At 71.6% G+C, this 13,778-nt stretch carries 14 protein-coding genes; 2 read left to right on the top strand and 12 right to left on the bottom strand.

All coding sequences use genetic code 11. From position 1 onward, the window contains the following. Positions 1-52 precede the first annotated feature (52 nt). Genes AB0F17_RS27115 through AB0F17_RS27090 form a run of 6 tightly spaced genes read right to left on the bottom strand, consistent with a single transcriptional unit; the run spans position 53 to position 6,107 of the window. Positions 53-1,510, bottom strand: a complete 1,458-nt coding sequence (locus tag AB0F17_RS27115) for an aldehyde dehydrogenase family protein (RefSeq protein WP_358027989.1) — start codon at positions 1,508-1,510, stop codon at positions 53-55. Next, on the bottom strand, positions 1,507-2,502 hold the full coding sequence (locus AB0F17_RS27110) for a branched-chain amino acid ABC transporter permease (protein WP_358027986.1): 996 nt from the start codon (positions 2,500-2,502) through the stop codon (positions 1,507-1,509). The genes AB0F17_RS27115 and AB0F17_RS27110 overlap by 4 nt, the downstream gene beginning before the upstream one ends. Then, complete coding sequence (locus tag AB0F17_RS27105; protein WP_358027984.1) at positions 2,499-3,374, bottom strand: branched-chain amino acid ABC transporter permease; 876 nt, start codon at positions 3,372-3,374, stop codon at positions 2,499-2,501. The genes AB0F17_RS27110 and AB0F17_RS27105 overlap by 4 nt, the downstream gene beginning before the upstream one ends. Next, positions 3,371-4,084, bottom strand: a complete 714-nt coding sequence (locus AB0F17_RS27100) for an ABC transporter ATP-binding protein (protein ID WP_358027981.1) — start codon at positions 4,082-4,084, stop codon at positions 3,371-3,373. The genes AB0F17_RS27105 and AB0F17_RS27100 overlap by 4 nt, the downstream gene beginning before the upstream one ends. After that, positions 4,081-4,809, bottom strand: a complete 729-nt coding sequence (locus AB0F17_RS27095; RefSeq protein ID WP_358027978.1) for an ATP-binding cassette domain-containing protein — start codon at positions 4,807-4,809, stop codon at positions 4,081-4,083. Before AB0F17_RS27095 ends, AB0F17_RS27100 begins: the two co-directional genes overlap by 4 nt. Then, positions 4,806-6,107: an ABC transporter substrate-binding protein gene (locus AB0F17_RS27090; protein WP_358027976.1), complete on the bottom strand. Its 1,302-nt coding sequence runs from the start codon at positions 6,105-6,107 to the stop codon at positions 4,806-4,808. Before AB0F17_RS27090 ends, AB0F17_RS27095 begins: the two co-directional genes overlap by 4 nt. Positions 6,108-6,201: 94 nt before the next feature. On the opposite strand from AB0F17_RS27090, the gene AB0F17_RS27085 reads away from it, so the two are divergent. Together AB0F17_RS27085 and AB0F17_RS27080 are read left to right on the top strand one after the other, a co-directional pair. After that, the gene (locus tag AB0F17_RS27085; protein ID WP_358027973.1) at positions 6,202-7,002 is read left to right on the top strand and encodes an IclR family transcriptional regulator; all 801 of its coding nucleotides are present in this window, start codon (positions 6,202-6,204) and stop codon (positions 7,000-7,002) included. Between the two features lie 69 nt (positions 7,003-7,071). Next, positions 7,072-8,532 carry a benzaldehyde dehydrogenase gene (locus tag AB0F17_RS27080; RefSeq protein WP_358027969.1) on the top strand — a complete coding sequence of 487 codons (1,461 nt, stop codon included), beginning with the start codon at positions 7,072-7,074 and terminating at the stop codon, positions 8,530-8,532. A gap of 8 nt (positions 8,533-8,540) precedes the next feature. Here AB0F17_RS27080 and AB0F17_RS27075 read toward each other — a convergent pair whose 3' ends face one another. From AB0F17_RS27075 to AB0F17_RS27050, 6 genes are all read right to left on the bottom strand, one after another. Then, positions 8,541-9,308 (bottom strand): hypothetical protein, encoded by a 768-nt coding sequence (locus AB0F17_RS27075; RefSeq protein WP_358027966.1) that lies wholly within the window; start codon positions 9,306-9,308, stop codon positions 8,541-8,543. 5 nt (positions 9,309-9,313) lie between these two features. Next, entirely contained in the window at positions 9,314-9,583 is a 270-nt protein-coding gene (locus AB0F17_RS27070) for a hypothetical protein (RefSeq protein ID WP_358027964.1), read from the bottom strand. 173 nt (positions 9,584-9,756) lie between these two features. After that, a complete protein-coding gene (locus AB0F17_RS27065; protein ID WP_358027961.1) occupies positions 9,757-10,497 on the bottom strand; it encodes a response regulator transcription factor in 741 nt (246 codons plus the stop codon). A 40-nt stretch (positions 10,498-10,537) separates the two neighbouring features. Next, on the bottom strand, positions 10,538-11,665 hold the full coding sequence (locus tag AB0F17_RS27060) for a histidine kinase (protein ID WP_358027959.1): 1,128 nt from the start codon (positions 11,663-11,665) through the stop codon (positions 10,538-10,540). Between the two features lie 27 nt (positions 11,666-11,692). Next, positions 11,693-11,866 (bottom strand): hypothetical protein, encoded by a 174-nt coding sequence (locus AB0F17_RS27055; RefSeq protein ID WP_214636116.1) that lies wholly within the window; start codon positions 11,864-11,866, stop codon positions 11,693-11,695. Positions 11,867-11,948: 82 nt separating this feature from the next. Continuing rightward, the gene (locus AB0F17_RS27050; RefSeq protein ID WP_358027956.1) at positions 11,949-13,733 is read right to left on the bottom strand and encodes a right-handed parallel beta-helix repeat-containing protein; all 1,785 of its coding nucleotides are present in this window, start codon (positions 13,731-13,733) and stop codon (positions 11,949-11,951) included. Between the last annotated feature and the right edge of the window lie 45 nt (positions 13,734-13,778).

Genomic DNA, 13,778 nt, shown 5'->3' with positions numbered 1-13,778 from the left:
GGTCAGAGGGCAAGCGGTGCTGCCCGCCGGCCGAGCCGCCCTGGTCTGAAAGTCAGAAGGCGAAGGGGCGCGGGGTGTCGCGTGAGGTCACCCACTGCAGTTCGGTGAAGTCCTCGGCGGCGAAGCCCACGCCGAAGCGCCCCCAGCCGCTGTCCTTGACCCCGCCGAACGGCATCTGCGGCTCGTCGTTGACCGGCTGGTCGTTGATGTGCACGATCCCCGCCTCCAGCCGCCGGGCGATCTCCAGTCCCCGGCTCGGCCGCCCGGTCAGCACGGCCGCGGTCAGGCCGAAGCGCGACTCGTTCGCCCGCCGTACCGCCTCGTCCGCGTCCTCGACGACGTCGAGGATGACGACGGGACCGAAGGTCTCGTCGAAGGCGAGTTCGGCGCCGGCCGGCACGCCGGTGAGTACGGTGGCCGGGTAGCACGGCGGCTCGGGGGTGCCGCCCGCGAGCACGCCGGCGCCCATCGCGACGGCCTCCTCGACGCGGCGGGTGACGAGTGAGAGCGCCCACTTGTTGATCAGCGGGCCGATGACCGTGCGCGGGTCGGCCGGGTCGCCCATCGGCAGCGTGGCCGCCTTGGCGGCGAACCGTTCGGTGAACTCGCCGGCGATCGCCCGCTCGACGTAGATGCGGCGGGCGCACATGCACACCTGTCCCTGGTGGACGAAGGCGCCGTAGGCGGCGGCGTTCACCGCGTAGCCGAGGTCGGCGTCGGCCAGCACGATCAGCGGGTTGTGGCCGCTGAGCTGGAGCACGATGCGCTTGAGGTGCCGCCCGGCCGCCTCGGCCAGCCGCCGGCCGGTGACGGTCGAGCCGGTGAAGTTGACGCGGCGCACGTGCGGGTGGCCGATGAGCTCCTCGGCGATCGCACCGGCGTCGCCCGGCGCGTGGGTGACCACGTTGAGCACCCCGGCAGGCAGTCCGGCCTCGGCGAACACCTCCGCCCAGAGCGCGCCGCCGGTCAGCGGCGACTCCTCGGAGGGCTTCAGCACGACGGTGTTGCCCAGCGCCATCGGCCCCACGATGGCCCGCGCGGCCAGGACCAGCGACGCGTTCCACGGCGCGATGGCGGCCACCACGCCGACCGGGCCCCGGATGGCGTACGCGCGGGTGCCGGGCACGTCCGACGGCATGATCTGCCCGACCGCGCCGTGGGCCAGCCCGGACGCCTGACGCAGCAGCGAGGTGCAGAAGCCGATGTGCGTCATGGCGACCTGCCGGGTGCAGCCGATCTCGGCCGTCAGGAGCCCGGCGATCTCCTCGGTCCGCCGCTCGACGACGTCGGCGGCGCGGAGCAGGATGAGCTGCCGGTCCGTCGGCGACGTCGCCGCCCAGGAGGCGAACGCGGCGTGCGCCGCCTCGACACCGTGCCGGGCGTCCTCGGCGTCGCCCGCGGCGACCTCGGCCAGGACGGCGCCCGTCCACGGGTTGTGCTTGTCGTATCGCCGCCCGGTGCCGGAGTCGGACCAGCGCCCGTCGATGTAGTGCCGCACCGCCAGGATCACGAGGCCGAGTCTTCCAGACGGTAGCCGACCGGCAGCAACGGGACCTGGGCCCGGCCGGCGAACAGGCCCCACAGTCCGCGCGGCAGGAACAGCGCGAACGCGACGGCGACCAGGCCCAGCCCGATCAGGTAGAGGGCGCCCGCGTCGGCGAAGACGTACTGCACGGAAAAGAACAGGACCGCGCCGACGATCGGCCCCTCGAACGTGCCGAGCCCGCCCACGAGCACCATGAAGATCATGTACGCGGTCCACTGGACGCCGAAGATCGACTGGGGCTGGATGAACAGCGTGTTCGCCAGCGTCAGCGCCCCGGCCGCGCCGCAGCCGAACCCGGCCAGCACGAACAGCAGCGCCTTCAGCGGCCGTACCCGCACCCCCACCGACGCGGCCGCGTCCTCGTCGTCGCGGATGGCCTGCAACGCCGCGCCCGTCCGGTGCCGCAGCAGGGCGAAGACGAGGGCGAGCAGCAGCAGCGCGAACGCCAGCGTGATCCAGTACGTGTAGGCGCGGCGCAGGTCGGGGCCGTAGACGTTCAGCCCGCGCAGCGACACCCCGGTGCCGCCGCCGAGGTCGTGGTCGAAGGTGACCAGCAGCGCCAGCACCTCGGCCACGACCCAGGTGCCGACCGCGAACCGGCCGCCGCGCAGCCGCAGGACCAGGGGGGACAGCAGCGCCGCGAGCACCGCCGAGCCCAGCGAGGCGAGCACCACGGCCGGGTAGGGGCTCATCCCCCACTGGGTGAGGAAGATCGTGCCGTACGCGCCGGCGCCGATGAACGCCTGCTGCCCGACCGACACCATCCCGCCGTAACCGGCCAGCGCGTTCCACATGACGGCCAGGATCAGGAAGATGAACAGGCTGGTGAGCTGCTGCACGACGTTGGCGGTCACCATGTACGGCATGCCGCACAGCGCGAGCGCGGCGACCACCACGCAGGTAGAGGCGACCCGGGAGGCGGTGCTGGAGCGGCGGACCCGCCGGCCGGTGGTCATGGGGCGCTCCGGGTGGCGACGGACCTGCCGCGCGGGCCGGCCAGGATGACGAGGAAGACGAGGTGCCCGGCCAGGATCGAGTACTGCGGGTCGATCGTGCCCCCGACGGTCTGCGCGATGCCCAGGACGACGCCGCCGGCCAGCGTCCCCCACAGCGAGCCGAGCCCGCCGATGACCACGGCCTCGAAGGCGAAGATGAGCTGGGTGGGACCGGCCGAGGGGTCGAAGGTGGACCGGATCGCCAGGAACACCCCGGCCAGCGTGGCCGTGGCGACAGCGATGGCGGTCGCCCTGGCGTACACCGACGAGGCCGGGATGCCGACGAGCGCGGCGGTGTCGGGGTCCTGCGCGGTGGCCCGCATCTCGCGGCCGAAACCGGTACGGCGCAGCACGAGGTGCAGCCCGCCGAGCACGAGCACGGCCGCGGCCAGCACCAGCAGCCCGAAGACGGGCACCGAGAGCTGCCCGGTGACGGGCAGGCTCGCGGTGGAGATCCACCCGGCCTGCGCGCCGAGCGAGTGCACGTCCGGGGAGAAGGCGCGCAGCAGCGCGTTCTGGATGACGATGGCCAGGCCGAAGGTGGTCAGCAACGGGATCAGCGGCCCGCCCCGCAGGCTGCGCGCGAGCACGGTGCGCTGGAGCAGGTAGCCCACGCCGAGCATGACGGGCAGCGCGGGCACCAGCGCGACCCACGGCGAGACGCCCAGCCGGTCCACCAGCGCCCACACCAGGAAGGTGCCCAGGATCGCCAGGTCGCCGTGCGCCAGGTTGATGATCCGCATGACGCCGAACATCAGCGACAGCCCGCAGGCGAACAGCGCGTACAGGCCGCCCAGGAAGACGCCCTGCACCACGGCGTTGACCCAGTTCATCGCGGCTCCGCGCTGATGCCGAAGTAGGCCTCGGTCACCTGGTCGCGGGTGACCGCACCGCTGGCCGACTCCAGCGCGATCGCGCCTTCGAGGAGGCAGATGACGCGGTCGCTCACCGACAGGGCGCGCCGCAGATCCTGCTCGACGAGGACCACCGTCGCGCCGCTCGCGAGCACCCGCGACAGCGACGCGTACACCGTGTCGACCGCGATCGGCGACAACCCGAGCGACACCTCGTCGATGAGCAGCAGGCGCGGGTTGGTCATCAGGGCCCGGCCGATGGAGGCGGCCTGCTGCTCGCCGCCGGACAGGTCGGCGGCGCGCCGGCGCAGGAGTGGTTTCAGCATGTCGAACGCGTCGAGCACGGTGTCGAGGCGCCACTCGCCCGGCCGCCCCCGCCGGCCCGCGACCAGCAGGTTCTCCTCGACCGTCAGCTCGGCGAACAGCCTGCGGCCCTCCGGGACCAGTGCGATGCCCCGCCCGACCCGCCGGTGGGCGGGCAGCGCGGTGATGTCGGCGCCGTCGAACACGACGGTGCCATCCGCGGCCGGATGCGCGCCCGCGATCGTGCGCAGCAGCGTGGTCTTGCCCGCGCCGTTCGCGCCGATGAGGGCGACGCATTCGCCCTCGTCCACGGCGAGCGACACGCCGCGTACGGCGGTCAGCAGCCCGTGCCGGGCGACGAGTCCCGCCACGCGCAGCAGGCTCATGTCGCGCCCCTTCCGAGGTAGGCGTCGATGACGACCGCGGTCCGCAGCACCTCGGCGGGCACGCCGTCGGCGATGACCCGCCCGGCGTCCATGCACACCAGCCGGTCGACCACCTTCAGCAGGATGTGCACGATGTGCTCGATCCAGACGACGCCGATCCCGAGGGCGAGCAGTTGCTTGACGGTGATGACCAGGTCTTCGGCCTCGGCGTCCGTGAGCCCGCCGCCGATCTCGTCGAGGAGCAGCACACGGGGGCCCGTCGCCAGGGACCGGGCGAGTTCGAGCCGCTTGCGGTGCATCAGACCGAGGCTCTCCGCCCGCCGGTTCGCCACGTCGACGAGCCCGCACAGCTCCAGCACCTCGACGCAGCGCGCGTACAACCGCGACCGTGACAGCCCCGCCCCGTAGGACGCGCCGACCAGGACGTTCTCCAGGACGGTCATCCCCCCGAAGGGCCGGGGCACCTGGAACGCCCGGCCCACGCCCCGGCGGCAGCGCAGCTCGGTACGCAGGCCCGTCACGTCCTCCCCGTCGATGAACACGCGGCCCGCGGACGGCGTGACGGACCCGGCCAGGACGCCGAGCAGCGTCGTCTTACCCGCGCCGTTGGGCCCGACGATGCCGACCGCCGCCGCCGGGCCGACCTCGAAGTCCACGCCGTCGAGCACCCGCAGCGCCCCGTAGTCCTTGGTCAGGCCGTGCCCGGCGAGCACCGGCGCGGTCATGCGCGATACGGCCGCAGCTTGGCCGCGACGGGGACATTGGGGTCGGAGGAGTTCTCGCACAGCACGAAGGTCACCTTGTCCCGGCCGCCCGCCGGCGCCGCCACCCACTGGCCGCCCAGGATCGGCGTGGCCACCACGTTGGCGTTGGGCCCCTTACCCCATTGGAGGCGGCCGACCGGCGTCGCCACGTCCAGCGTGCGGATCGCGGCGGCCACGGCGGCCTTGTCCTTGGGGTCGGACGCCTTCGACAGCGCCGCCGCGGCGACGTCGAACAGCGCCAGGCTCGGCCCGAGCTGCTGGTTCCACTGCTTGCCCGTGGACTCCCGGTAGCCGTCGGCGAGCCCCTGAGAGGTGAGCTTCGTCAGCGACGAGGTGTAGGGGTAGGCGGGCGCCCAGTAGGCGCCGCCCGCGATGTTGACGCCGATGGGGCCGAGCGCCTCGATCTGCGACGGGAACAGCCCGGTCTTCGCCACCTGCGCGATCTTCGGGGTGTAGCCCTGCTGCGCGGCCTGCTGCCAGAACGTGGCGAAGTCCGGCGGGATCGGGAAGGTGTTGAAGATCTCGCAGTCCTCGGCCTTGAACTTCGCGATCTGCGCCGAGAAGTCGTTGGTGCCGTCGGTGTAGGCCCCGGGATCGACGATCGTGTAGCCGGCCTTGGTCAGCAGCGGGCCGAGCGCCTGGCGGATGGCGTTGCCGTCGGAGTCGTTGGGCCACATGACCCCGACCTTCTTGTTCGTCGCGATCTGCGGCCACAGGTGCGTGTAGGCGTTGGCGAACTGCTCCACGCCGAAGCAGAAGTGGAAGGTGAACTTGAAGGCGTCCTGCTGGCCGGGTTCGGCGCCCCGGCCGAAGTACCAGGCCTCCCACGGCACGACGGTCGAGACACACGGCACCCCGGCGGCCTCGCAGGCGTCCGAGACCGGGTTCACCGTCTCCGGCGTCGAGGTCGTCAGCATCAGGTCGACGCCCGAGCCGTTGATCAGGTCGTTGGCCACCTGGGACGCGCGTTGCGGGTTCGACTGGCCGTCCCTGTCGATGATCTCGACGGTGTACTTCGCGCCGGCGACGGTCAGCCCGCCGGCGAACGCCTTGCGGGCCAGCCCCAGCACGTACGCGTCGGGCTCGCCGAACCCGGCCGCGGGCCCCGTCCGCGGACTGACGAACCCGATCTTGAGAGCGGCCGAGCCGCCTCCACCGCCGCTCGCCGGGTTCTGACACGCCGACAGCAGGGGGACGGACAGGGCGGTGGCGGCGAGCACCTGCCGCCTGGTTAAGCCGGAGGAGGGAGATCGGTTCACGCGCGCCTCCAGGACGAGGTGGAGAGTGATCGGAACGTACGAGCGCGCGTGCCGCAAGTCAACACAGCGTTCGAACATATGAAACGCTTGCGCCATGACCTCCCAGTCGCTGGAGCGCGGGCTGCTGATCCTCTCGACGTTCAGCGAGGCCCGGCCGATCCTCGGCATCGCCGACCTGGCCCGTTCGGCCGGCCTGAACAAGAGCACGACCTACCGCTACGTCGCCACGCTGGCCAAGCTCGGCTACGTTCAGCAGGACCCCGAGACGAAGAAGTACTCCCTGGGGCCGCGGGTCGTCGACCTCGGCTTCGCCGCGATCAACTCGATGGAGATCACCCGGGTCGCCGCCCGCCACCTGCAAGCCCTGTCCGACGAGACCGGCTACGCCGCCAGCATGGCCGTGCTCGACGGGCCCGACATCGTCTACGTGGAGCGGCGGCGCAGCGGCCGGGGCGGCGGCGGGTTCGCGGTCGATCTCAACCTGCACGTCGGCTCGCGGCTGCCGGCCTACTGCACCTCGATGGGCAAGGTCCTGCTCGCCTTCCGCGAGCCCACCGCGCTGCGCGCGCTGCTCGACCGCACCGACTTCGCCCGGCGCGGCCCCCGCACCATCACCGCGCGCGAGCAGCTCGTCTCCGCCCTGGAGCGGGTACGGCAGAGCGGCATCGCGGTCAACGATGAGGAGCTCGCCCCGGGGCTGCGGTCCCTGGCGGCGCCGGTGCGCGACAGGTCGGGCAACGTCGTGGCGGCCATCAACATCGCGGTGCACCTGACGACCTGGAACGTCCCCGTCGACTCGGTCGTGGGCCGCCTGGAGGGGCCGCTGCGCCGTACCGCCGCGGAGATCTCCAGCGGGCTCGGCTTCCGCGGCGGAAATTTGTGTTCCAGTAGCTGAAACGCCGTATTGATTGCGGCGCACCACGGAACTACATTCGGCCCTTGTCCGCGAGCGAAGGGGGCAGCGGTGTTCCTCGACCCAGCAACCTGGCAGGGCCGGATCTTCGTCGCCGGGGCCTGGTCTCCTGGCGGCGGCGGCACGATCGACGTCACCGAGCCCGCGACGGGCTCCGTACTCGGGCAGGCCGGCCTGGCCGACGCGGCCGACCTCGGCAGGGCCGCCGAGAGCGCGGCCGAGGCGCAGCGCGAATGGGCCGCCACCCCGCACCCCCGGCGCGCGGCCGTGCTGCGGCGCGCGGCGCAGCTCTGGACCGAGCACGCGGAAGAGATCACCTGGTGGAACGTCCGCGAGGTCGGTGCGGTGCCCGCCATGGCCGGGTTCGCCGTGCACGTCGCCGAGCAGGAGTGCTACGAGGCGGCGAGCCTGCCCAGCCGGTCCTACGGGGAGCTGCTGCCGAGCGAGGAGCCGCGCCTGTCGATGGCCAGGCGGATGCCCGTCGGCGTCGTCGGGGTCATCTCGCCGTTCAACGTGCCGATCATCCTGGGGATCCGCTCGGTCGCGCCCGCGCTGGCCCTGGGCAACGCGGTCATTCTCAAGCCCGACCCCAGGACCGCCGTGACCGGCGGCGTGACGATCGCCCGTGTCCTGGAGGAGGCGGGCCTGCCGCCGGGGGTCTTCCAGATGCTGCCCGGCGGGAGCGACGTGGGCGAGGCGATGGTGACGCACCCGCTGGTGCGCGTCATCTCCTTCACCGGCTCGACCGCCGCGGGCCGCCGGGTGGGCGAGCTCGCCGGCCGGCACCTCAAGCGGGCGCACCTGGAGCTCGGCGGCAACTCGGCGCTGATCGTCCTCGACGACGCCGACGTGGACCAGGCCGCCAACCTCGCCGCGTTCGGCACGTTCTTCCACCAGGGCCAGATCTGCATGACGACCGGACGGCACCTGGTGCACGAGCGCGTCTACGACGACTTCGTGGAACGGCTCGCCGCCAAGGCCGCGAACCTGCCGGTCGGCGACCCGGCGAGCCAGGAGGTCGCGCTCGGCCCGCTGATCGACGTCGGGCAGCGCGACCGGATCCACCGGGTGGTCACCGCGAGCGTGGACGCCGGCGCCAAGCTCGCCGCGGGTGGCACCTACGACGGGCTGTTCTACCCGGCGACCGTGCTGTCGGAGGTGACGCCGGACGCGCCCGCCTTCACCGAGGAGATCTTCGGGCCCGTCGCGCCGGTCGCCCGGTTCTCCGGCCTGGAGGAGGCCGTACGCCTGGCCACCGCCACCGAGTACGGGCTGTCGCTGGGCATCGTCACCCGGGACGTGATGAAGGGCCTGGCCCTGGCCGACCGCATCCCGACCGGCATCGTGCACATCAACGACCAGACGGTCAGCGACGAGGCCAACAGCCCGTTCGGCGGCATCGGCGCCTCCGGCACGGGAGCCCGCTTCGGCGGCGCGTCCGCCAACATCGACGCCTTCACCGAGACCCGCTGGGTCACCGTGCGCGGCGAGCCACCCACGTACCCCTTCTAGGACTCGCATCAGCGATCGGCGTCGCCCTCCTCAAGGATCTTGGCGGCGGCGGCCGGATCCATGAGCGTGGACCAGACCTGTTCAGCTCCATAGAGAGGCCGATGCGGAAGCCGGTATTCGAATCCCCAGTTGTCGCGGTCGCAGCCCGGTATACGGGCGAGGATCACCGCGACGATGTCGTCGGGGGCGCTCCCGACGATCCGTACAGCGACATAGGTGGCGTATCCATCCTCCGCGCGGACCTGAATACCCAGGACGAAGGTTCGCATGTCGACGACATGCTCATGCCCGTCGCGCAGAGAGTCGCGCACCAAGCCGCAGACGATGGCGTCCAAGCGACGGCGCAGCCGGGTGGCCGCCTCCAGTTGGTATCGCTCGTAATCGTCTTTACCAGGCAGCAGCCATCCGACGTAGGCGGACGAGGAGAGCGGTTTGGTATGCGCAGCGTTGTACCGGGCGCGGGCAGCCACGGCGTCACGCTCCAGCCCAGCGTAGAAGTCGTCGCCAGACCCCTCTTCCCGCAACCCTGCGGCGATCAACCAGGGCAGAGTCTGCTCCGTCCAGACCGCGCCACGCCACCGCTGAATTTTGACCTTGAACAGGATCTGGTCATCGATCGCCCGAATTCGCTCATGCCGGGTGCCTTCATCAGCGAACCGCTCGCTCGCCTTGGCCAGGAGAGGATGGTCGATCTCGTCGAGCGGGTCATCAGCGGGAGGTAGGGGGATCGACAGATCCTCGCGAAGTGCGCGGATCGTCGGGCGGACACGCTCCATGCCAGTCAGCGCTCTTCCCGCACTCCGCCGAGCTCGTCGATCCGATCGGCACTCAGCCCCGTCAACAACGAGATCTCCGATCGGGCGCTACCGTCGAGCTTGGCCATCGTGGCGAGCATGTTCTGCCGGATCTCTTCGCGGCGGATCTCCAGATAGGCCTTGATGGCCTCGGCGACGAAGTCCTTCTTCGCCATCTTCAGCTGGTGGGCCCCGATATCGGCGAGGTCCGCATACTCCTGCTCGACCTTCAACACTGCCAGCGTCACCACAACCACCACTTCCCGGTTAGCCTCAGGGTACCTAGGTTACCTAGGGTCGACAACGGCAAGCGTGGTGCTCTCTGCGGGCCGATGAGTCAACGCCCAAACGCATCGAAGATCTGAAGGCAGGCTTTCCAACGGACGGTCTCCGAATTTGTCCGTTGAACTCCCATATATCGGCCGCAGGCTCAGCTCCCTAAGCCGTGGCGGCCGGCGTAGTGGGTGGCCTCGACGCGGTTGCGGACCCCGATCTTGGCGAACACGTTGTTGATGTGCGTCTTGACCGTGGCCTCGCCGATGAACAGCGCCGCGGCGATCTCCGCATTGCTCAGCCCGCCCGCGATCAGGCCGAGTACCTCGGCCTCGCGGGCTGTCAGGCCGCCGGGCAACTGCCGCGCCGTGGGCCGAGGTGCGCGGTCCATCGCTGCCACCAGCCGGTCCGACACCTTGGCGTCGAAGGTCGACTGCCCAGTGACGGCCGAACGCAGCGCCGCCGCGATCTCGGCGCGGCCCGCGTCCTTGGTCAGGTAGCCGCGCGCCCCTGCCCGCAGCGCGCGGGCGATCGACTCGTCGTCGATGTAGGTGGTGAGGACGACGACCGCTATGCCGGGATACTCGCTGACGATCCGGCCGGTCGCCTCGACGCCGTCCATGACGGGCATCCTCAGGTCCATCAGCACGACGTCCACGGGGTGCGCGCCGTCCGCGCCATTTGCGCCGTCCGCGCTATCTGCGCCATCCGCGTCGTCCACGCAGTCCCCGCCGCCCGCGTCGTGCGCGGTGTCGGCGGTGTTCGTGGCCAGCAGGGCGAGGGCCTGGCGGCCGTCGCCGGCCGTGCCCAGGACCTCGACGTCCTCGACCAGGCCGAGCAGGGCGGCCAGGCCCTCGCGCATCACCTGCTGGTCGTCCACCACGACCACCCTGATCACTCCCGCACCCCCACGGCCGCCCCTGCCTCCACCGATCTGATCATTCCGGCACCTCCGCGGTCACGTGCCAGCTTCCGTCCTGGTGGCCGGAGTGGAGCGTGCCGCCGGCCAGCGCGAGTCGTTCGCGCATACCGGTCAGCCCGAACCCGCCCTCCGCTGATACCTCGGCGCGCAGCGGGTTGCGTACTCGCAATCGCACCATATCGGCGGTGAAGTCGAGGGTCATCGACACGGGCGCGTCCGGCGCGTGCTTGGCCGCGTTCGTCAGGGCCTCCCGCGCGGTCCCGAGCAGCGAGACGGTGGCCGCCGACGACAGCCCGCGCTGGACCCCGTCCGCGTGGAAGTCCACCGGCGACCGGTGGTCTCGCCGATGCACCTCGGCCAGCGCCGCGAGCGCGCCGGCCAGCGAGGGGATGTCCTGCCGCAGCGCGGCGACCGCGTTGCGGGCCTCCGCCAGGCCGTCGGCGGCCAGCCCGCGCGAGCGCCGCACCGTCGCCAGCGCGGTGGCCACGTCGCCCTTCTCCGCCAGCATGGCCTCGGCCAGCTCCAGTTGCACACCCAGCGCGCCCAGCGAGTGCGCGAGTACGTCGTGGATCTCGCGGGCGATCCTGGTGCGCTCGTCCAGCGCGGCGGCGCGGGCCTGCTCCGCCTGGGCGAGCCGGGTCTGCTCCAGGAGCCGTTCGGCCTGCTCCCGCCGTACGACGTGCTGGCGGTGATTGATGCCGATCAGCGTGATCGCCAGCAGCAGCATCGCATGTCCGAACGCGTCAGCCGGTGGCTCCCCGGAGATCGGCCAGGTCAGTACGGCCAGCGCCATCGCGCCCGCGCTGACGGCCATGATGGCGGCCACGGGTGGGGCGGACAGTGCGGCGAACCGGGCGAGGTTGATCGCCGTGAGGAGCAGCGCGGAGCTGTCCTCGGCGGCCCCGAGTGCCACGGCGGGCAGCAGCGCCGCCGCACCCAGCGACCCGGCCGCGAGCCCGGGCCGTGACCGGTCGAACGCCACGAACAGCAGCCAGCACCCGGCGCCGATCCCGTACAGACCCCACACCCATGGCGTGCTCTCCCTGGCGGTGACCAGGGTGGCGGTGACGAACAGCGTGCCGAACACCTGCACCACCAGCCAGCCCGGCGCGATGGTGTCCGGCAGCGACCGTTTCCCCTTCATGCGCTGATTCCACCAGGTGCGCAGTGGTCAGCGCAGGCGGGTGATGACCTCGAGCAGGAGGAGCCGGTAGGCGATGAACCCGACCAGCACCACACCGGCGACCACCACGATCGCGATCAACGCCTTGCCGTTCACCTTGCCTCCTTTGAGCGATTCCTGCGCTTTGCCGGCTGCGAGCCTGAGCAGTTCGTTCCTGTCCATGGCCCATGACGCTAGGGATCGGGGCGGGTGGAGCGGCACCGCCGGATGGTGGAGATCCGGGTGGAGAAGCAGGGTGGAGCGCCTAGACGGCCTGGCTCCGGCCATGGGTCTTGCGTGAAGGCGCCGCGTCCACTGACGGGCGGGGGCGGAGCAGTCCGGCGTGCCGTTGGATGTCGGCCGTGGCGGCGTCCAGCTTCTCCTCGTCGGGGAGCGTGGTGTTGCCCTCGTACGTGACCCCCTCCGGCACGTCGCCCGACCCGACCGGGTCGGCGTCCCAGAAGTTGCCCCGGTAGACGACGTTCTCCAGCGGCGGCGACACCTGGAGGACGGCGGTGTTGTCGGCGCGCGCGACCACGTTGTCCTCGACGGTCACCCACGCGGCGCCGTAGTCGGTGTAGAGGGCGAAGTTGTACGGCGTGCGGGTGTCCTTGATGACGTTGCCCCGGATCACCGCGCCGTTCTCGTACGAGTCGCCCTGCGGGCCCGACAGGTAGACGCCGCCGCCGTCGGCCAGCACCAGCATCGTGCCGACGGTGAGGTTGCGCAGGATGCGGGTGCCCTGGGCGGGCCCGGCCACGATGCCGCAATGGGGCACGTCCCCGACCTGGTTGTGGGCGACCGTGCAGCCCTTGGTGCCCAGCAGCGCGATGCCGGGGGAGCCGGCGAACTCCAGGCCGGTGTGGTGGATCCAGTTGTCCTCGACCAGGGCGTTCTCGGTCCCGGTGACGGAGACGGCGGTGGCCGAGAGCGTGTCGAAGTCGCACCCGCGCACGCTGACGTCCGCGCCGCCGGTGAGCCCCAGCCCGGCGGCGCCCATCCGGGTGAAGCGGCAGCGCTCGATCTCCACGCGTTCACCGCCCTCGACCACCACGCACGCGGGAATCGTGGCCGACGCGCGCGGCACCGTCACCCACGCCTGCCCCTCGACCAGCGACACCTTGTCGACGGGGCCGCCCTCGTAGTAGCCGCTCCCGTGGTAGTGCAGGAAGCCTTCCGCCCGGCCGGGCCGCAGCCAGGTGGCGTCGGCGAAGACCAGGCCACGGAAGGACACTCCGCTCGTGCCGGTGACACGCAGCAGCGTCTCCAGAACCGGGGCGACCACCCGCGTACGGTCCGGCGCCTGTCCCGGGAGGGGCAGGTAGCGCAGGACGTGGTGGCCGGGCCGCGAGCGGTCCAGGACGAAGGTGCCGGGCTCGGTGAGGAAGGTGACATCGTTCTCGATCCGGGTCGGCAGGCCGGGCCCGCGTGAGGTGTTGCCTTCCCAGGCGAAGTTGTAGAGGTCGAGGGCCCACCCGAAGCCGGGCTGAGCCATGGTGATCGCGGTCCCCCCGGTGCGGCCGGCGACCGCGGCGACGCCGCAGCGGGCCTCGGTCCACGGGTAGACGCCGCGGTGGACGAACTCGACGTCGGCGGGGCTGTGCCAGGTCAGGGGGGCCGCGCTGTCGGTCTCGTAGCCGGTCTCCGTCATGGTCGCGGTGCCGGGCAGGCCGTCTATGGCGGCGCGCTCGGATCTGCGGCCGTCGACGTAGAGCTGGCGCGTGTCCAGATCACCGACGTCGGCCAGCCACACACCGTCCTCGACCCGCCAGCCGGTGATCTCCCGCCCGCCGCTGACGACGACCTCCTCCTGATCGGCGGTCCCGTAGCCGTGGGCCTGGTAGCCGATCCGGTGACCGTCACGGCCGGAGTCGGCCTCGGTGAGCTCGAACGGCGCGGTCAGCACGTGGGTCCCGGACCGTAACTGGACGACGACGTCTCCAGTCGCGGTCCGGGCGGCGTCCCGGGCGCGGTGCAGGCCGGCGAACGGGCGCTCCGCAGTGCCGGGCCAGGAGTCGTTGCCCGATGGATCGACGTGGAACTCGGTCATGATGCACCGCCTTTGCAGTTTATGATGTACACAAGGTATTACACC

The sequence above is a fragment of the Nonomuraea sp. NPDC026600 genome (assembly GCF_040638335.1).
In the GTDB taxonomy this organism is placed as follows: domain Bacteria; phylum Actinomycetota; class Actinomycetes; order Streptosporangiales; family Streptosporangiaceae; genus Nonomuraea.
The sequence above is the reverse complement of the archived record's forward strand: the minus strand, read 5'-3'. Positions and strand labels throughout refer to the sequence as shown.